The sequence below is a fragment of the Flavobacterium sp. GSB-24 genome (genome assembly GCF_027924665.1).
Lineage (GTDB): Bacteria > Bacteroidota > Bacteroidia > Flavobacteriales > Flavobacteriaceae > Flavobacterium.
The window spans coordinates 272986-290784 of sequence record NZ_AP027043.1 but is presented as its reverse complement, the minus strand read 5'-3'; the positions used below and the strand labels follow the sequence as shown (position 1 = coordinate 290784).

At 32.6% G+C, this 17799-nt stretch carries 20 protein-coding genes and 2 tRNA genes; 13 read left to right on the top strand and 9 right to left on the bottom strand.

The window, feature by feature from the left end; genetic code table 11:
• Positions 1-32: 32 nt before the first annotated feature.
• Positions 33-272 (bottom strand): hypothetical protein, encoded by a 240-nt coding sequence (locus tag QMG60_RS01400; RefSeq protein ID WP_281866655.1) that lies wholly within the window; start codon positions 270-272, stop codon positions 33-35.
• Positions 273-641: 369 nt separating this feature from the next.
• On the opposite strand from QMG60_RS01400, the gene QMG60_RS01395 reads away from it, so the two are divergent.
• From QMG60_RS01395 to QMG60_RS01380, 4 genes are all read left to right on the top strand, one after another.
• Positions 642-2201, top strand: a complete 1560-nt coding sequence (locus QMG60_RS01395) for an FAD-dependent protein (protein ID WP_281866654.1) — start codon at positions 642-644, stop codon at positions 2199-2201.
• 70 nt (positions 2202-2271) lie between these two features.
• Entirely contained in the window at positions 2272-2964 is a 693-nt protein-coding gene (locus QMG60_RS01390) for an SMI1/KNR4 family protein (RefSeq protein WP_281866653.1), read from the top strand.
• A 109-nt stretch (positions 2965-3073) separates the two neighbouring features.
• Entirely contained in the window at positions 3074-3775 is a 702-nt protein-coding gene (locus QMG60_RS01385; RefSeq protein ID WP_281866652.1) for an SMI1/KNR4 family protein, read from the top strand.
• Between the two features lie 30 nt (positions 3776-3805).
• Positions 3806-4894 carry a hypothetical protein gene (locus QMG60_RS01380; RefSeq protein WP_281866651.1) on the top strand — a complete coding sequence of 363 codons (1089 nt, stop codon included), beginning with the start codon at positions 3806-3808 and terminating at the stop codon, positions 4892-4894.
• Between the two features lie 147 nt (positions 4895-5041).
• Here QMG60_RS01380 and QMG60_RS01375 read toward each other — a convergent pair whose 3' ends face one another.
• From QMG60_RS01375 to QMG60_RS01365, 3 genes are all read right to left on the bottom strand, one after another.
• Positions 5042-6001 carry a quinone oxidoreductase gene (locus QMG60_RS01375; RefSeq protein WP_281866650.1) on the bottom strand — a complete coding sequence of 320 codons (960 nt, stop codon included), beginning with the start codon at positions 5999-6001 and terminating at the stop codon, positions 5042-5044.
• Positions 6002-6101: 100 nt separating this feature from the next.
• Positions 6102-6983: a DUF3806 domain-containing protein gene (locus tag QMG60_RS01370; protein ID WP_281867917.1), complete on the bottom strand. Its 882-nt coding sequence runs from the start codon at positions 6981-6983 to the stop codon at positions 6102-6104.
• A gap of 107 nt (positions 6984-7090) precedes the next feature.
• A complete protein-coding gene (locus tag QMG60_RS01365) occupies positions 7091-8497 on the bottom strand; it encodes an aminopeptidase P N-terminal domain-containing protein (protein ID WP_281866649.1) in 1407 nt (468 codons plus the stop codon).
• Between the two features lie 260 nt (positions 8498-8757).
• Here QMG60_RS01365 and QMG60_RS01360 point away from each other — a divergent pair, with 260 nt between their 5' ends.
• The gene (locus QMG60_RS01360; RefSeq protein WP_057114843.1) at positions 8758-9192 is read left to right on the top strand and encodes an META domain-containing protein; all 435 of its coding nucleotides are present in this window, start codon (positions 8758-8760) and stop codon (positions 9190-9192) included.
• Between the two features lie 64 nt (positions 9193-9256).
• Here the strand turns inward: QMG60_RS01360 and msrA are convergent, their stop codons facing one another.
• Positions 9257-9865 (bottom strand): peptide-methionine (S)-S-oxide reductase MsrA, encoded by a 609-nt coding sequence (msrA, locus tag QMG60_RS01355; protein WP_281866648.1) that lies wholly within the window; start codon positions 9863-9865, stop codon positions 9257-9259.
• 7 nt (positions 9866-9872) lie between these two features.
• Positions 9873-10424 (bottom strand): peptide-methionine (R)-S-oxide reductase MsrB, encoded by a 552-nt coding sequence (msrB, locus tag QMG60_RS01350; RefSeq protein ID WP_057114841.1) that lies wholly within the window; start codon positions 10422-10424, stop codon positions 9873-9875.
• 330 nt (positions 10425-10754) lie between these two features.
• Here msrB and idi point away from each other — a divergent pair, with 330 nt between their 5' ends.
• The 8 genes from idi to QMG60_RS01310 all read left to right on the top strand — a co-directional run bounded on the left by idi (position 10755) and on the right by QMG60_RS01310 (position 14474).
• A complete protein-coding gene (idi, locus tag QMG60_RS01345; protein ID WP_281866647.1) occupies positions 10755-11282 on the top strand; it encodes an isopentenyl-diphosphate Delta-isomerase in 528 nt (175 codons plus the stop codon).
• Between the two features lie 23 nt (positions 11283-11305).
• Positions 11306-11716, top strand: a complete 411-nt coding sequence (locus QMG60_RS01340; RefSeq protein ID WP_134142318.1) for a 6-carboxytetrahydropterin synthase — start codon at positions 11306-11308, stop codon at positions 11714-11716.
• A 3-nt stretch (positions 11717-11719) separates the two neighbouring features.
• The gene (locus tag QMG60_RS01335; protein WP_281866646.1) at positions 11720-12178 is read left to right on the top strand and encodes a peroxiredoxin; all 459 of its coding nucleotides are present in this window, start codon (positions 11720-11722) and stop codon (positions 12176-12178) included.
• A gap of 55 nt (positions 12179-12233) precedes the next feature.
• Positions 12234-13202, top strand: coding sequence for a type I phosphomannose isomerase catalytic subunit (locus QMG60_RS01330; protein ID WP_281866645.1), 969 nt, complete (start codon positions 12234-12236; stop codon positions 13200-13202).
• A gap of 57 nt (positions 13203-13259) precedes the next feature.
• The gene (locus QMG60_RS01325; protein ID WP_012022371.1) at positions 13260-13526 is read left to right on the top strand and encodes a hypothetical protein; all 267 of its coding nucleotides are present in this window, start codon (positions 13260-13262) and stop codon (positions 13524-13526) included.
• A gap of 76 nt (positions 13527-13602) precedes the next feature.
• Positions 13603-13676 (top strand) — tRNA-Thr (locus tag QMG60_RS01320).
• 108 nt (positions 13677-13784) lie between these two features.
• Positions 13785-13858 (top strand) — tRNA-Thr (locus tag QMG60_RS01315).
• Positions 13859-14015: 157 nt separating this feature from the next.
• A complete protein-coding gene (locus tag QMG60_RS01310; RefSeq protein WP_057114836.1) occupies positions 14016-14474 on the top strand; it encodes a DUF5362 family protein in 459 nt (152 codons plus the stop codon).
• Between the two features lie 81 nt (positions 14475-14555).
• Here QMG60_RS01310 and QMG60_RS01305 read toward each other — a convergent pair whose 3' ends face one another.
• The 3 genes from QMG60_RS01305 to QMG60_RS01295 form a co-directional block, all read right to left on the bottom strand.
• Entirely contained in the window at positions 14556-15284 is a 729-nt protein-coding gene (locus QMG60_RS01305) for a DUF4369 domain-containing protein (RefSeq protein ID WP_057114981.1), read from the bottom strand.
• Between the two features lie 135 nt (positions 15285-15419).
• Positions 15420-16253 carry a hypothetical protein gene (locus QMG60_RS01300; RefSeq protein ID WP_134142325.1) on the bottom strand — a complete coding sequence of 278 codons (834 nt, stop codon included), beginning with the start codon at positions 16251-16253 and terminating at the stop codon, positions 15420-15422.
• A 153-nt stretch (positions 16254-16406) separates the two neighbouring features.
• The gene (locus QMG60_RS01295) at positions 16407-17666 is read right to left on the bottom strand and encodes a patatin-like phospholipase family protein (RefSeq protein ID WP_281866644.1); all 1260 of its coding nucleotides are present in this window, start codon (positions 17664-17666) and stop codon (positions 16407-16409) included.
• Positions 17667-17799: the final 133 nt, after the last annotated feature.

Genomic DNA, 17799 nt, shown 5'->3' with positions numbered 1-17799 from the left:
CAACTGGAATTTGGAATTTTTTTATTGGAATTTTAACCTTCAAAAACTTCCCCTCGATGCGGTTTCAAAGCATCTCTCACCTGAATCATATTTGGTTCTTCAACAACCATAAATGCTGTTGCATGCATGTCGTTTATGATGTTAAAACCAGTGATATTTAAAGGTAGTTTTTCGATAATAATATATTCTTTTAAATGAACTTCGTGATGTTCTGCAGTTTTCGCAGAAGCCGGACCACGAAAATCCCAAATCAGTTTTATTTTTCTAGACATTTTTTTTCTTAAGGTACTAAGGTTCTAAGTTGCAAAGGTACAAAGTCTATTTGGAAAAGAAAGTTCTGAGGTTCTGAGATGCTCAAATTCTGAGTTATTTCTGTAGAGACGCGTTGCAGTGTTCTTTAAAGTAATCTGAGACTCAGTAATTAACCGCAAAGTACGCTAAGATTTAATTTTCTTACTTATAGAAAAAACACAAAGTTCGCAAAGCTGCATCAACACAAAGCTTTGCGAACTTTGTTTTTGTAAAACCATACCTAAAAAAACTTAGCGCACTTTGCGGTTCATTACATAAAGTCATTTCAAAATACTACTTTTGCATGTTCTTTTCATAGAAAGAAAAGCTAATAGAATAAAAAAGAAAAAATGCCTAAAGAACTTTTACTTCAAGTTACACCAGAAATTGCTGCAAACGAATCATTGCTGAAAGACCATTTGTCTAGACAAATTAAGGTTTCTACAACAGAAATTCAGCATGTTTCTATTTTGAAACGCTCGATTGATGCACGTCAAAAGGCAATTAAAATCAACTTAAAAGTTCTTATTTATTTAAAAGGCGAACCTTTTCAGGAAACCAAAATCGAACTTCCAAGATATAAAGACGTTTCCAATGCTCAAGAAGTTATTGTTGTCGGCGCTGGTCCGGCTGGACTTTTTGCAGCATTGCAATTAATTGAGTTAGGTTTAAAGCCAATTGTACTCGAACGTGGAAAAGATGTTCGCGGACGTCGACGTGATTTAAAAGCAATAAACCGAGAACATATTGTAAACGAAGATTCTAATTATTGTTTTGGTGAAGGAGGAGCAGGAACATATTCTGATGGAAAATTATATACTCGATCTAAAAAGCGCGGCGATGTAACTAGAATTCTGGAGCTTTTAGTAGCTTTTGGAGCTTCAGAAGATATTTTGGTAGAAGCGCATCCACATATTGGAACCAATAAACTTCCTAAAATTATTGAAGATATTCGTGAAAAAATTATCGAGTTTGGCGGTCAGGTTTTGTTTGAAACCCGAGTAAGTGATATTCTGGTAAAAAACAACGAAGTTGAAGGAATTGTAACTCAAAATGGAGATAAAATTCACGCCAATAAATTGATCTTGGCAACAGGACATTCGGCACGAGATATTTTTGAATTATTAGATAAAAAGAAAATTTTAATAGAAGCCAAACCTTTTGCTTTAGGAGTTCGTGCAGAACATTCACAAGAATTAATAGACAGTATTCAGTACAGCTGTGATTATCGCGGTGAACATTTGCCACCAGCGCCATATTCTATCGTAAAACAAGTAAACGGTCGCGGCATGTATTCTTTCTGTATGTGTCCAGGAGGTGTAATCGCTCCTTGTGCAACAAGTCCGGGTGAAGTGGTTACAAACGGCTGGTCGCCATCTAAGCGTGATCAGTCAACTGCAAATTCTGGAATTGTTGTCGAATTGAAATTAGAAGATTTTAAACCTTTTGCAAAATTCGGCGCTTTGGCTGGAATGGAATTTCAAAAAAGTATCGAACAAAAAGCATGGCATTTAGCGGGACAAACTCAAAAAGTTCCAGCACAACGAATGATTGATTTTACGCAAAGTAAAGTTTCATCAGATATTCCGAAAACATCTTATGTTCCGGGAACTACTTCGGTAGAAATGGGGCAGGTTTTTCCGGGATTTTTAACGCAAATTATGCGTCAGGGTTTTCAGGATTTTGGAAAATCAATGCGCGGTTATTTAACCAACGAAGCAATTTTACACGCGCCAGAAAGCAGAACTTCATCGCCGGTAAGAATTCCGAGGGATCCTTTAACCTTAGAGCATTTGCAAATCAAAGGATTATATCCGTGTGGTGAAGGAGCGGGTTACGCCGGTGGAATCATTTCTGCAGCAATTGACGGTGAAAAATGTGCGTTAATGATTGCTGAATCCTTGAAATAAGTATTCTTATTATTTTGTAGTAAAATTATTATATATTTATAAGGTTTTTAAACTTTTAAAATATAATAGAATGACACCACAAGATATTGAGAAGAAATATGGATTTGAATATCCAGAATTATATAAGCAATTATATATAGACAGAATGCTTGATATGTCTGAATCCGGGCCTAATTGGTATTCCGAAGTTTATCCAAAATTAAAAGATAATCCTCCATTATTGTTGCATACTTATGATTTTAAATTAATGAATTTGAAAAATGTTGAAGATGAAATAAATGAATTAAGTGATCCCGAAAATTATCGAAAAATCAACAAAGAATTTAGATTTATTCCATTTGGTAGGAGTTATGGTGGAGATCATTATTGTTTCTTTCTTAACGATGAAAATAATGGAAATATTCCAATAGTTTTTGTTTGGCATGATTTAAACGAAGTGGAATACTTAGCAAAAAATTTACAAGACTTTATATTTCGAGCATTATTAACTGATATGGCATATATAGATGAAGATATATCAGATAAAGAATTTAAGTATAATCTTGAAATGACATTCAAGTCTCATGAAAAATATCTAACGGAACAGCAGAAGGAACTTTTATTGAATTTCTTAAATCTTGAGATTAAAGATTACGAGATTATATATCCATATAGTAAAGAAAATGCTAGAGGACTATTAACTTATGAAGAAAAAGATAAAATACTTGTAGAGGTTATATCATTTGACAAAATGGCTACTAGTTTTGAATATTCTACAGAGTAAAAAATACTTTAATCATCTAGAATCCTTGAAATAATTGACCTCGAGATTTCTTGTGTAGTAAAAAGATTGTTATCTTAGTGATTTGATTTTAATCGAATAGCCCCCAAAGATGACCATACAAGAAATTGAAACAAAACACGGATTTGAATTCCCGCTTTTATACAAACAATTAGAAGCCGACGGCATGCTCAATATTGGAGAATATGGGCCAAATTGGTATGCGGAAGTTTATCCTACTTTAAAAGATAATCCGCCATTACTTTTGCATTCTTACGATTTCGAATCTCTGAATTTGAAATCTGTTGCCGAAGAAATCGAAGAACTTAGAGATCCGGATAATTATCGAAATATAAATTCTGAATTTAAATTTATTCCTTTTGCAAAAAGCGGAGGTGGAGATCATTATTGTTTTTTTCTAAATGAAGAAGACAACGGAGAAGTGCCAATTGTTTTTGTCTGGCATGACATGAACGAAGTTAATTATCTGGCAAAAAATCTACAGGATTTTATCTTTAAAGTTTTATTGATAGACATGTCGCAGCAGGATGTTTACAACGAACTCAGCGATGAAGAATTTAGAAGTGATCTGGAATCTGTTTTTAAATCGCATAAAAGATATTTAAGTACTCGTCAAAGATTTATTTTAGAAGATATTTTAAAGCGTGAAATTATAGATTACGAAATAAATGTCTCTCCAAAAATAAAAGAATCAGCAAGAGGATTGTTAACGGATGTAGAATTAGAATCAATTGTGAATGATGTTATTCCTTTTGATAAAATGAATCAAAGTTTTAAATACTCAAATGACTAAGATTTACCTATAAATTTATAAGCGCCTTCCATGATAAATATCTTTTCCAATTTATTTAATAGAAATAACGATCCGAAATCTATAATTTCTTTTGATGTTATTAATTCTATTTACGGTTATTTGTATCACGAATCAAATAGTGTTGAATTCAAAATGAAAGGAATTTACGATCCTGTTTATGTAAATCTTTATTCATTTCCGTATTCATTAGATCATGAAGAAGCCAAGGCAGAAATTCAAAAAGCTGGTTTCAATAATGCTTATGAAGTTTTAAATGAACTTTACAAAAAGATTGACATTGGAGCGCTTTCAGAAGAAACAATGCAGCAAGGATTAGAATACGATTTTATTCATATTCAATTTTATTCTGAACCAGGTCCAGAAGTGAAAAAATATTTGAAACGTGTTATTAATAATTTTATTATTTTCTTCTGTTGTACTAATAGTTTGGAAACAAACGATTTCAAAATTTTATATTCCAGTACGCACTTTTTAGATTATACGAAAGGATTGTTAGATACGGAAAAACTGGATATTGATAATCCTAAAAATGAAACACAGGAAATAGGAATTAGGGATTTTAAAAAAGTGCTGCAGGGAATCTGCCAATATTTAAATCTTGAAATTCCAGAAACTATAGAACTTCCTTCCTCTGAAAATCTGTTAGCAAATGAACCCGCAACAGAATCAGATTTTGAAGAGTTTATACAATTGGTTTCAAGAGGAAATATCGAAGAAAAAGAACTAAAAAAGCAATCTAAAAAGCTTTTCAAAAATTATAAAAAAGAAGCAAAAGAATATCACAGTATGGTAGAAGATCATTTTGCCTTTTTTGAAAGTATTGATGCCTGGAACAGCGACTGGAAATTTGATCCCGAAGATGCAGAATATTTTATTTCTAATTTAATTGGTGAAGATTTTACTTTCGAATATCCAGAAGAAACCTATAGTCATGATTTGTTTCCCTACATTCAATCCGAATTAGAAAAATCAAATCTCGAATTATTGACGTATGAAACTTTTGGCGATAATTATTTGTTTTTTGTTGCCAATAAAGATGAAGTCGAAAGAATTTTAGAGTTATCTGAATTGACGAAGATTGAAGTTAATCAATTGTAGTTAATATTTGTCATTCTGACGAAGGATCACACAAGAAATTCGAGAAAGATTGAAGACATTAATTGCAGGAGCTCCTAGTGTGATCCTTCCTTCGTCAGGATAACAAGATTGTACTGAAAACTGAGACCGAAAACTGAAAACTAAATATCAAGGAATCAAAATAATCTTTCCTGTACTTTTTCTGCTTTCTAAATAATCGTGCGCCAATTTTCCCTCTGATAATTTAAAAGAGGTGGGTTGAGAAAGTTTGATTTTTCCATCAATAATCCAATTGAATAATTGATTGGATCTTTTGATTCTTTCTTCTTTAGAATTTAAATAACTCCATAAATCGCCGCCAGTTAAAGTTTTCGAAGTATCCATTAACATTCTCGGGTTTACAGGTTCTGGATCGCCGCCCGCCATTCCGAAGAAAACAACTTGACCGCATTCTTTCGTTACTTCAAAGCTGTAAGTTAAAGTGCTTCCGATGCTGTCATAAACCGCATCAACGCCTTTTGGGATTACTTTAAAAATCTCCGATTTCCAATCTTCACCGTAAAGAAAAACGTGATCTGCACCTTGTTCAAGAGCAATTTTTGCTTTGTCTGAAGATGAGGTTAACCCGATAACATTGGCTCCTAGAAATTTGCTGATTTGTGTTAGAATTTGGCCAACACCGCCGGCAACTGCATGAATTAATACTGTTTCGCCTTCTTTAGTTTTGTGACTGTCAGTAGCTAAATAATGTGCCGTTAAGCCTTGTAATAAAACAGAAGCTGCGGTTTCAAAAGAAATAGCTTCTGGAAGAGGAAGTACATGATTGATACTGACTGCAACCAACTCTGCATTAGCAAAAGGAACATCGGCGAAAGCCACACGATCACCGATTTTATATTCGGGATGATTATTGGTATCAACAACAATTCCGGCGCCTTCATAACCCGCAATAAATGGCGGATTTCCTTTTAAATGATAATTTCCTTTTCGTCTGTAAACATCAGCAAAATTTAATCCAATCGCTTTCATTTCGACTAAAATCTCATCAGTTTTTAAAAATGGATTTGATATTTCTATATATTCTAAAACATCAGAATTTCCAAATTTGGAAAAAGTAAGTGCTTTCATCTTTTATTTGTTTAAGAATGTAAAGTTCGGGAAAAAATCAAATAAAAAAAGCCTCAAAATAATGAGGCTTTTTTTTGATTTTTTGTTCTACAGAAATCCTTTAATCATTGTGATCTAATAAATCAAATTCTTCACTTTCTGTTAATTCATTAACCTTGTAAATTAAATCTGAAACCAACTCAGAAATATTTATATACTCTCCATTTTCTATTCTCTTTAAAATCATCGTTGACGGGAAAACGTTTATAGCGAATGTTTTATATTGTAAGCAATAATCTCTACCATATTCATCTCGTATTATTGCCCAATGAAAATCATTGTGTTTGTATTGAATGTAGTCGCCTAAAGCAATTCCTAGAGATTCAAGTTCGTAGCTTTGGTCTGCTTGAAATATTTCCTTGTCAATAATTTCTTGTAATAAATGAATTGTTTTTTCTGTGTTGTGATAATTGTCTATTTCCTCAGTCTTAATATTTAGAATAGTAGCAATTCGTTCATTTATATGTATGAAATTTTCATATCTCGGTTCAAATATATTTTGAGTTTCAAGATTAATTTCTGTTATCGAAGGAATGAAACCAGTGATTTCTTGTAATAGATCTTCGAGACTTTCTTCATTATTCTGGCTATATTCTGCTGTTGTAGTAACGCTAATAATTATAAGATGATTTAGATACCCGACTTCAAAATAGTATATAGATAAATCTTCTTTTTTATCTTCTGTTATGTATCCGTAGAAACTTTTTTGATCTTCAATATTAACTTTAATTCCTTTTTTATTTGCCTCTTCAATTGTTCTGTTAAACATTGGTTGTTTATCAGAACCGTTTTTAGATTCAACAGTAATGATACTAATTCTGATTGTAGCAAAATCCTTTTCAAGGTCGTACAGAATTATTGTATCATCATTTTCTAACTCGGAATTATAATTGTTTGATACTTTTATTGATATTAGCCCATCTCCAATTTCAAATAATCTCATGTGCAAAACTTTTATTTGAAGCTAAAATACTACTTTTTGTTTAAAATGGTTTAATTAATTTATCATTGAGTTTTGCTTCATTGGTTAATTCGTTGCAAAAGAAAAACCTAAATCTTAGGAAACTTCATATCATTAAAATTGCTTTTCTGTTTGGCTAAAGCTTCAACATCCTGCCATTTTCTTGGAGATTCGGCAGAAAGATTTTCGTATGAATCTTTTGTGATCAAAATATCATCTTCGATACGAACGCCGATGTTCCACCATTTCTTATCACATTTACTATTTGCAGGAATATAAATTCCAGGTTCAACAGTAAAAATCATATTTTCTTTCAGAGCGCTCATATAATTTCCTTTGTCATGAACATCTAAGCCAAGAAAGTGCGAACAGCTGTGCGGATAATAAATTCTCGCATCTTTTGGATCTGTAATAATACCCAATTTGATAAGACCGTTTGCAATAACTTCTCTGGATATTTTGTTTAAATCCTGAAAAGGAGTTCCTGGCTTGCAAATTTTAAAAACGGCTTCCTGCGCTTCATAAACCAAATCATAAATTGCTTTTTGTTCTGGAGTGAATTTTCCGTTTGCCGGAACTGTTCTCGTAACATCGGCAGAATAACCGTGATATTCAGAACCAACATCCATTAATAACAATTGATTGTCAATTTTTACAGCGTTGTTTTCTCCATAATGCAAAATACAGCCATTTGCTCCAGCGCCTACAATTGGAGGATAGCCTTCGCCTTCGGCGCCATAGTGTCTGTGAATATAAGCATGAATTCCGTCAGCTTCATTTTCACTCATATCTGGACCAACTGCTTTCATAACTTCATTGTGGGCAATGCAGGAAAGTTTAACCGATTTTCGCATTAATTCTATTTCTTCTCGAGTTTTTATTTCTCTTAAAGAATTAGTGATGTTAGCATAAGTTTCTGTTGAAGTTTTATCATCATTTACAATGCCTGCTTTTGTTTTAAAAACTTGAATTAAGTTAAATAAATCTGCTGGATCGTACGTGTTATCATGAATTCCAGTAGAAGATTCGTCATAAATAATTTTATCAAATTTCTTGAAATCAAGTTCAAAGTCTTTTAAATCTTTTCCGTTGTAAACTTTTTCAAATCCTAATTTAGATTTTGCACCTTCAACTCCTAAGCGTCTTCCTGTCCATGTTTCCTTTTGCGCATTTCTTTCTCTCACAAAAAGAACTTCGCTATATTTTTCAGTTCCTTGCGGTTCTTTAAAAAGTAATAAAACAGCATCTGGTTCTTTATATCCTGTTAAATAATACATATCAGGATTTTGATGAAAATTGTAATTGATGTCTCTTGAAAAAACTCTTTCGGGATACGAAAAAATTATTGCAGCAGAATTGGCCGGCATTAAAGCCCTAAAAGCATCGCGGCGTTCTTTGTGAAATTCTTTCGAGAGATAATCTGTTGGAAGATTTTCCTGTGATTGTACTTGAGACAAACTGAATAATAAGGTAAACAATACGAGAAATTGTTTCATGTTTTTGGTTTTTGATTGATGTTTTTGGTTTTTTGATTCCTGCAAATTACAAAAAAAATGCAATCCTAAATTGGAATTTAAATATTTGGCTAAGAGAATTTTAAATAAAATAATGTAACTTAGAGTTAGAAAATTACATTTTATAGTCCAATTTAAACCTAATAAATCTGACAACTGGGCACGAATATTGAGAAAAGAATATGTAGAGAATAATTTTAATCTTTAAAAAACAAATTACAATAATCTTTAAAAACACATTTATGAAAAAATACACACTCGCAGTCGTTTCTGTTTTAACCTTATTATTGACTTCTTGTATGGCATCAAAAGACACTAAAGGCGCAGCAAATTTATATGATACAACTTGGGAATTAGAATATATTTCGGGACCAAGAATTGCTTTTGAAGGATTGTATCCAAATAAAAAACCGCAGATTACTTTTGACCAAAAAGAAACAAAAGTGTATGGTAATAATGGATGCAACGGATATAGCGCACCTTATACATTAAACGGAAAATCATTAACTTTTGGAGAGCCTGGACCAACTACTATGATGTTTTGTGAAGGCGGCGGAGAACAGCAGTTTTTACAGCAAATGAAAAAAATTACTAGTTATTCTATTGAAGATGGAAAACTAAATTTAATTCAGGGCGACGTGCCGATGATGCGATTTAAAAAAGTAGCTAAAAAATAGTTTTAAAATAAATCTAAAAGAAAAGGGAAATGAGTTAATTCATTTCCCTTTTCTTTATGGATTTTTATTTCTTTTTGAGTTTGTCTTTAAAGACCTTTTCAAATTTTTCTAATTTTGGCTGAATCACCATTTTGCAATACGGCTGGTTTTTGTTGTTTGCATAGTAATTTTGGTGATAATCTTCGGCTTTGTAGAAAGCTTTAAAAGGTTCTACTTTAGTCACAATCGGGTTTTTGTACACTTTTGCTTTATTCAATTCTGCAATAATGCTTTCGGCAGCTTTTTTCTGTTCGGCATTTTTATAAAAAATTACAGAACGATATTGAGTTCCAACATCTGCACCTTGGCGATTTAAAGTCGTTGGATCGTGAACGGTAAAAAAGACTTTGAAAATTTCATTAATATCAGTCACGTTTTTATCGTAAGTAATCTGAACTACTTCTGCATGACCTGTTTGTCCCGTGCAAACTTCCTCATAAGTCGGGTTGGCAACATTTCCGCCAGAAAATCCAGAGACAACAGATTTTACTCCGTTTAAATCTTCATAAACTGCTTCGACACACCAATAGCAGCCTCCGCCAAGTGTAATCGTTTCGAGATTAGAAGCTTTTTTATTTTGCGAAAAGCCATTCAGTGAAAGCGCCAAAAAACATATTAAAAGTATATTTTTCATAGATCAATTATTTAGGGTCTGGAACAAAATCAAGAGCGATCGAATTCATACAGTAGCGTTTTCCTGTAGGAGCGGGGCCATCATCAAACAAATGTCCTAAATGTCCGCCGCAGCGACCGCAAAGCGCTTCAATTCTTTCCATTCCAATAGAGTTATCTTCTTTAAAAACAATACTCTTTTTATCGTCTTGTTCAAAGAAGCTCGGCCATCCGCAGCTGCTGGAGAATTTCGCCGTAGATCTAAAAAGTTTATTACCGCAAGAAGCGCAGTAGTACGTTCCTTTTTCGTCTGTGTTCCAATATTTTCCTGTAAAAGGTCTTTCGGTATCTGCTTCACGCATTACCGCATAAACATCTGCTGGTAAAACTTTTTTCCATTCCGCATCACTAACATTCAATTTAGTAGTGTCGGTATTAGAGTAATAAGGATTTCCAGATTTATTAATTACATTTTCCATAGAAGTAGATTTTGTCTGCTTTTTAGTATTTTGTCCGCACGCCTGCAAAATAAAAAGCGGTAATAAAAAGCAAAGGCTGATAAATTGAGTTTTTGATTTCATAAACAAATTAATAAAGTTTAAGGTATTCAATCAGGTTTTTTGTGAGGCTTTAAAATTTCTATCTCAAAGATACGATGAGATTTGCCTCAAAAAGCTGACTTTGAAATAATTCAGATTTTTTTAAGTGTGTTTTAACTTTTTATTAGTTACGTAAAATAATACTATCTAGTTTTTATGTCTTAATTTTAACAGCTTTTAATTTTTGAATACAATTTATTAGGTTGTAAATCAGAAAAATAGAAATGTATTCTGAATTTAGATTTTTTACAATCTTAATTAGGATTTTTAAGCCATTTCTTTTTTCGTATTTTTGTTTGATTAAGAAGCACTATGACAGAAGAAAACGTAATACTAGTCAATCAAAATGATGAGCAGATTGGTTTAATGCCAAAATTAGAAGCACACGAAAAGGCGCTTTTGCACCGTGCATTTTCAGTTTTTGTTTTAAATGAGCAAAATGAAATAATGTTGCAGCAGCGTGCGAATCAAAAATATCATTCTCCTTTGCTGTGGACTAACACTTGCTGCAGCCATCAGCGTGAAGGCGAAACTAATATTGAAGCAGGAAGCAGAAGGCTGTTTGAAGAAATGGGATTTAAAACAGATTTGAAAGAGCTGTTTCATTTTATTTACAAAGCGCCTTTTGACAATGGATTGACAGAACATGAGCTGGATCACGTAATGATTGGATATTACAATGAAGATCCGAATATCAATACAGAAGAAGTAGAAGATTGGAAATGGATGAAAATTGAAGATGTAAAAACCGATATTCAGAAACAGCCCGAAATATATACCGTTTGGTTTAAAATAATTTTTGATGAATTTTATCATTTTTTAGAAGCTCATAAACTTTAATCCAAACTAACCAAAAACCTAGAATGAGAGTAACCATATCAAGAAAAGCACATTTTAATGCTGCACATCGACTACATCGAAAAGATTGGTCATTTGAAAAAAACGATGCTGTTTTTGGAAAATGCAACAATGCTAATTTTCATGGTCACAATTATGGTTTAACAGTAAGTGTTACAGGAAAAATTGACCCGGAAACTGGTTTTGTTTTAGATGTGAAAGTATTAGCGGATATTATACGCGAAGAAGTAGAAATTCCGTTTGATCACAAAAATCTAAATCTGGACGTCCCAGAATTTTTAGATTTAAATCCAACTGCAGAAAATATAGCAGTTGTGATATGGAATAAAATTAGAAAAAGAATTCAGCCAGAATTTGATTTAGAAATCGTGCTGAATGAAACCGACCGCAATTTTGTAACTTATAAAGGAGAATAAAAAATGTCATTAAAAATAGGAGATATAGTTCCGAATTTTACTGCGAAAGACAATCATGGAGAAATTTTCGAAAGCCAGAGTGTTTTAGGAAGAAAACCACTGGTGATTTATTTTTATCCAAAAGATAATACGCCTGGCTGTACAACAGAAGCCTGTAGTTTTCGGGATCAATATGAAGACTTCAAAGATTTGGGTGCTGAGGTAATCGGGATTAGCAGTGATAGTGTAAAATCACATCACAAATTTGCTGCTAAGCATCAATTGCCTTTTATTTTACTGTCAGATCAAGATAAAAGATTAAGAAAGCTTTTTGGTGTTCGAAACAATTTGTTCGGACTGCTGCCGGGACGTGTCACATATATTATTGATAGAAATGGTTTGGTAATTTCGATATTTGACAGCGTTAATGCTGCGAAACATATACCGAGAGCCTTAGAAACCGTTAAAGAATTAGTATCATAAATTAGAAAAATAGAATTAATTAAACTTAGATATTAGCCTAAAACCTTAAAAAAAAATGAGCCAAAATTTATACCCTTTACAATTTGAACCGATTTTGAAAGAAAGAATCTGGGGAGGAGAAAAACTAAAAACAATTCTGAATAAACCAATCGTTTCTACAATTACTGGCGAAAGCTGGGAATTATCTACTGTAGAAGGAGATGTAAGTGTGGTTGCAAACGGAAATCTAAAAGGAAAATCTTTGATGGACCTTATTGACGAAACTCCAGATGCAATTTTAGGAACTAAAGTTTACGAGCGTTTTGGAAAACAATTTCCGTTGCTTTTTAAATATCTTGATGCAAGAGAAGATCTTTCTATTCAAGTGCATCCAAACGATAAATTAGCGAAGGAACGTCACAATTCATTTGGAAAAACAGAAATGTGGTACGTAATGCAGGCAGATGCAGATGCAAGAATTATTGTTGGTTTTAAAGAAAATTCAAGTAAAGAAGAATACTTAAAACATTTGCATGACAATACTTTGGTTTCGATCTTAGACGATGTGAAAGCAAAATCTGGTGATGTTTTCTTTTTAGAAACAGGAACTGTTCACGCAATTGGAGCAGGTTTGGTTGTTGCCGAAATTCAGCAGACTTCTGATATCACTTATCGTTTATACGACTTTGACAGGTTAGATGCCAACGGAAATAAAAGAGAACTTCACGTAGATTTAGCACTAGATGCAATCAACTATAATAAAGTAGATACTCAAAAGAAATACGATTCTAAAGCAAATACATCTAATACAGTTGTTGACTGCCCGTACTTTACAACCAATTTTATTCCGTTAGAAGATAAAGTAAATGTGTCTAAAAATGGAGAAACATTTACAGTATATATGTGTATTGAAGGAAGCTTCGAAATCGAATATGACGGATTTAAACATACTTACATTAAAGGAGATACTGTGTTGGTTCCAGCTGCGATAAATGCATTTAATTTAAGCGGAAAAGCTTCAATTTTAGAAATTTACATTTCATAGCACGTAATTTCAGGATTATGTGTACTTTTGCAGACGCAAATTAAAATTATATTAAAAATGGCAAACGTTAAGAATTTAAAGAAAGACATCAACTTCGTATTAGGAGATATTATTGAGGCAGTTTACTTGTTTGAGATGTCAACAACAGGAAATCCAACTCCAGAAACGAATGCTTTGATCGATGAGGCTATTGCTGCATTCGATACTTTGATTACAAAAGTGAACGCAAAGAACGTTGAAAATAAAAAAGCACACTTCAAACAAATCAATGTTGAATTAGAACAAACTGCTAATCAATTGATTGAAAAAATCAACGCTTTATAAGCAAAAAAAAGTGTAAAAAAGTGCAAATTTATTTTGGGAAAACGAAAAACCGCTTTATATTTGCACCCGTAATGAGGCCGATGTAGCTCAGCTGGCTAGAGCAGCTGATTTGTAATCAGCAGGTCGTGGGTTCGAGTCCCTCTATCGGCTCAACGGAAACCATCACAGAAATGTGATGGTTTTTTTAATTATAGAGAGAGGTGTGAAATTTTTTTTGGAATATTAAAAAACAATTTTATCTTTGCACCCGGAAAATAGGCCGATGTAGCTCAGCTGGCTAGAGCAGCTGATTTGTAATCAGCAGGTCGTGGGTTCGAGTCCCTCTATCGGCTCAAAAAACCATTCACTTTGTGAATGGTTTTTTTATTTACGGAAATTCCAAATTCCAAGTTTCAGGTTTCAGGTTGGAATTTGGAATTTCTATTTTTGGAATTTCTATTTAAGAATATTTTTCCTATGTTTGTTAGATAACCTAAAAACATTTACCTAATGGAAGAAATTTCAGCATTTGAAAAATTTGAATTGCAGTTAGACTCTACTGCAAAAGACTTTTTAAAGGAAACAGCCAAATGGGCTTATTTCTTATCAATTATCGGTTTTATCGGAATTGGATTTTTACTTTTATTTGCCATTTTTGCTGGAACTATATTTTCTACTATGGGAAGTTCGATGCCAGGAATGGGAGCTTACGGCAGTTCTTTTGGAGCAGCAATAGGCGCTGTTTATTTTGTAATGGCAGCTCTTTATTTCTTTCCGGTATATTATCTTTTTAAATTTAGCTCAAATGCTAAAAAGGCTTTTAGAGATAATGATTCAGTAGCATTGACAGAATCATTTGGTTATCTAAAATCGCATTATAAGTTTTTCGGTATTTTAATGATCATCCTTTTGGCGATATATGCGCTTTTCTTTGTTTTTGCTATCCTTGGAGGCATAATGGGGAGATAGTGCTAAATAAAGCTTATTTTGAAGTCATAAAAAAAGCCCTGAATATTTTCAGGGCTTTTCTATGAATATTGTAATCAGAAATTATTTTGGTGTTTCAGCTTGCTGTTGTTTTTTTAAATCTCCAACATACTTTGTTAACTTCTTTCCGTAAAGTGATTTTGCTACTTTTGGTGTCATTGATTTTTGAATTGTATCTAAAAATCTTAAATTAATATCATAAATCTCTGCTAAAGCAATATATGGAGAAACTTCATGATCTTTATTGTTTAAAGCAAAGTTTGTAGCATACAAGTATTTTCTTTTAATATTGTTTTCTTGTAATTTAGTTATACTATCCACTGCTTTTAAATCTTGTCTTTTAATTGCTTTAAAACGTGGTTCTACCAAAGAAAGATTCTCATCTATAAAACGGCTGTTTATTTTAGAATACTGCTCGTATAACTCTTGATTTTTAGATCCTGTGATTTTAGCACCAGAGATATAGTTGTCTAAGTTAGTTTCAATATTGATATTTCCAGGCTCAGCAAAAAATAAAATATTGTTATCTAAAGAATTAGTTACACCACGATCTAAAAACAGGTATAACATTTCTGGTGAATCTAATGTGATATTGCTTTCAAAAGCAGAATTCCCGTCTATTTTAATACTGTCAATAGCAACAAGAGAAGTGTCAACGATTCTTTGGATATATAAAGTTCCGTTTTTTAATCCTTTTATGTTTCCGGTAATATGTACGTTACCAGTAGATTCTTTTTTGCTGCAAGCTGCAAGTAGGGCAAGAGTAACAAAAGCAATTAATGTTTTTTTCATTGGTGGTTTATTAGATTTGGGTGCAAAATAAAGAAAATAGTTTAAATGTAAAGAGAGTGCTGTTTTATTTTTTAGAAAAAAAATAAATCCCAATCTATTTCTAAATTGGGATTTACAGTATAGTGTGAAAAGGTTTTACATCGATAAACTATATGAAGTGCCGTTTTCGTGTGTATAAGTGTAAAGGGCATCACAGTCATTATTTCCATAATCTATTACGCCGTTTAAGATACCGCCTTGAATTTTTAATTGTCCTTTAGAAATAAAAAGACAAGAGTATTTTTTAACTAATGTTTCTTTTACCGTCAAGGTTAGTGTTGTTCCGTTTGAAGCAGTTACTGTGTGACTTCCGTCTGTTATTTCATAAACATTGTCAGATAAAACAAAAGGAGTGTCAACACCAGCAATTTGTCTAGTAGTATAAGTTCCTGAATTTGTATAAACTCCTCCTTTTAGATCTGTAAGTTTACCATTAGTTACTTTTCTAGTCCATTGTGGTATAGTAGCAACAGTTGTTGTATTGGTGTATTCGATTGTTCCTTCTAATTTGATGTTATTGATAGAATAATCTATTCTTTCAATTGTCATTTTGCTTCCAGTTGTAATTACAGATCCAGAAAGTGTTATTTTAAGTTTTCCTTTTCTTGTTAAGTTATTCTCGTCTTTACATCCAGTAGTTCCGAAATCTACTGTAAAAACTTTAGGATATTCTCCTCCGTTTGGTGTAGTTACAGAAATTGCGGCGCAAATGCCTGCAGGAGTTTCAGTTGTTTTTCCTGTAGTAGATGATGAAGTAACTAAAAGTCCTGTATTAAGGTCCATTTCGTTAGAAGTGTCAACTGCAATTGATGCTCCGACATTGGATAAATCTGTCGAGGGCGGTGTATTATCTGTATCATTGCTTGAGCAAGAAACATATAAAAGTGCTGATGCACAAATTGTTGTTAGTAGGATAGCTGTTTTTTTCATAATAGTTTTTTTGTTTTTGTGTTAGATAAAAGGCAGTCAAATGTAATAAAAAATGAATTGCAATAAAAAATCCTGTAAAGAGAATTACAGGATATTATAACGATTTTGTAAAAGAAAAATTATAATTAACAAATTAAGAGTGAACGAATTGTTTCAAACTGATTTATAATAATCACTTTTTGCTTTTCTGATTTTCTTATATTCCTCCCAATTAAAGCGGTTTAAAAAATCAGCGGCATGCTGCGCCCCGCGAATGAAAAGATCAATTTTGGCATCATCTGTCAGGTTAAAATTTAACCAGTTATGGGTTCCAGTGTCAATGTAGCCAATGAGGTTTTTGAAATCTGGATTTTTTCTTAAAAACTCAGCATCGTAACCGTATCGTGCTGTGTCAAACATTGAACTTATAAGATTTGGGAATTTTTCATTTTTATTAATTTCATTTTTGTCATAACCCAGTTTAATGCCAAAAGTAGGCGAAGCGGGGACGTTTAAATTTTCGTGGAAAATATCAATGGGAAAATTGGATATAATTCCTCCATCCATAAACATCACTTCAGAAGGAACAGAAGTGCGAAGGCAGGTCGCTTCGTTCCATTTGTTCCAAGCATCAACTCCGGTTGGAATATTTTTAATTTTAAAAGGAGTAAAAAATAACGGAATCGACATTGATGCCCGAACAAAGTCTGCGGGATTTTGAACTTCTGGATTCGAATAAAATAAATCGATCATTTTTGGGAAGATTATTTTGCTTTCTGTGGTAATATCAGCAGCTATTATTGCCATTTCACTCCAATGATCTACACGTTTGTATTCTTCTTTGGTTCCATTATGACCTAATCGAAATAACTTGTTTTCGTCTGAAACTCCTTTTTCTCTTAGAGTTTTTAAATCACCATAATTTTTTATGCCTTTTTGCGACAGTAAATTGGTCATCCATTGGTGAAAATTGTTTCCTGGATTCAATCCTAAATCATCTTTAAAATTGTCAACCACTTGATAACCTTTTAAGATAAGTTTTAAGTTTCCTGCATCGCTCAATAAAGCGTCGATAAACTCGCGAGCATCATGATCTCCATCTACAAAATCATATAAATTTTTATTGCACAAACATTCTAAAATCCATTCCGATTTTTCTAAGTCAGAAGTTCCTGCGGCCGCCATCAGCATAGTGTTAATGCTTCCTGCAGAAGTTCCTGCTAAACTAAGGAAGCGTATTCCCATTTTTTCCAGAACATATACATAACCAATTAAAGCAATTCCAAGTACGCCGCCGCCTTCCTGTACAAGATCAACATATTGGTAATTATTATTGTCTGTAATATCCGAGAAGTTTTTGCCTTTAATTTGTTCTTTTAAATCTTTAATAATTGCTAGAATTGCTCCATTCTCCGTAAATTTTCTTTTATCCATGATTTCTAGAATTTATAAATTATAATTAATCCATTGATTTTCAAATTTATATAAACGGACTCTGTTCGAAAAGGGGAGAATCACCCTTTTTTAAAAGTGATTTTGGAGCAAAAAAAATCCCGCAAAAATTAAT

Coding starts and splice junctions, on each gene's coding strand:
- QMG60_RS01400 (WP_281866655.1), bottom strand. CDS start 272: ATGTCTAGAAAAATAAAACTGATTTGGGATTTTCGTGGTCCGGCTTCT.
- QMG60_RS01395 (WP_281866654.1), top strand. CDS start 642: ATGCCTAAAGAACTTTTACTTCAAGTTACACCAGAAATTGCTGCAAAC.
- QMG60_RS01390 (WP_281866653.1), top strand. CDS start 2,272: ATGACACCACAAGATATTGAGAAGAAATATGGATTTGAATATCCAGAA.
- QMG60_RS01385 (WP_281866652.1), top strand. CDS start 3,074: ATGACCATACAAGAAATTGAAACAAAACACGGATTTGAATTCCCGCTT.
- QMG60_RS01380 (WP_281866651.1), top strand. CDS start 3,806: ATGATAAATATCTTTTCCAATTTATTTAATAGAAATAACGATCCGAAA.
- QMG60_RS01375 (WP_281866650.1), bottom strand. CDS start 6,001: ATGAAAGCACTTACTTTTTCCAAATTTGGAAATTCTGATGTTTTAGAA.
- QMG60_RS01370 (WP_281867917.1), bottom strand. CDS start 6,983: ATGAGATTATTTGAAATTGGAGATGGGCTAATATCAATAAAAGTATCA.
- QMG60_RS01365 (WP_281866649.1), bottom strand. CDS start 8,497: ATGAAACAATTTCTCGTATTGTTTACCTTATTATTCAGTTTGTCTCAA.
- QMG60_RS01360 (WP_057114843.1), top strand. CDS start 8,758: ATGAAAAAATACACACTCGCAGTCGTTTCTGTTTTAACCTTATTATTG.
- msrA (WP_281866648.1), bottom strand. CDS start 9,865: ATGAAAAATATACTTTTAATATGTTTTTTGGCGCTTTCACTGAATGGC.
- msrB (WP_057114841.1), bottom strand. CDS start 10,424: ATGAAATCAAAAACTCAATTTATCAGCCTTTGCTTTTTATTACCGCTT.
- idi (WP_281866647.1), top strand. CDS start 10,755: ATGACAGAAGAAAACGTAATACTAGTCAATCAAAATGATGAGCAGATT.
- QMG60_RS01340 (WP_134142318.1), top strand. CDS start 11,306: ATGAGAGTAACCATATCAAGAAAAGCACATTTTAATGCTGCACATCGA.
- QMG60_RS01335 (WP_281866646.1), top strand. CDS start 11,720: ATGTCATTAAAAATAGGAGATATAGTTCCGAATTTTACTGCGAAAGAC.
- QMG60_RS01330 (WP_281866645.1), top strand. CDS start 12,234: ATGAGCCAAAATTTATACCCTTTACAATTTGAACCGATTTTGAAAGAA.
- QMG60_RS01325 (WP_012022371.1), top strand. CDS start 13,260: ATGGCAAACGTTAAGAATTTAAAGAAAGACATCAACTTCGTATTAGGA.
- QMG60_RS01310 (WP_057114836.1), top strand. CDS start 14,016: ATGGAAGAAATTTCAGCATTTGAAAAATTTGAATTGCAGTTAGACTCT.
- QMG60_RS01305 (WP_057114981.1), bottom strand. CDS start 15,284: ATGAAAAAAACATTAATTGCTTTTGTTACTCTTGCCCTACTTGCAGCT.
- QMG60_RS01300 (WP_134142325.1), bottom strand. CDS start 16,253: ATGAAAAAAACAGCTATCCTACTAACAACAATTTGTGCATCAGCACTT.
- QMG60_RS01295 (WP_281866644.1), bottom strand. CDS start 17,666: ATGGATAAAAGAAAATTTACGGAGAATGGAGCAATTCTAGCAATTATT.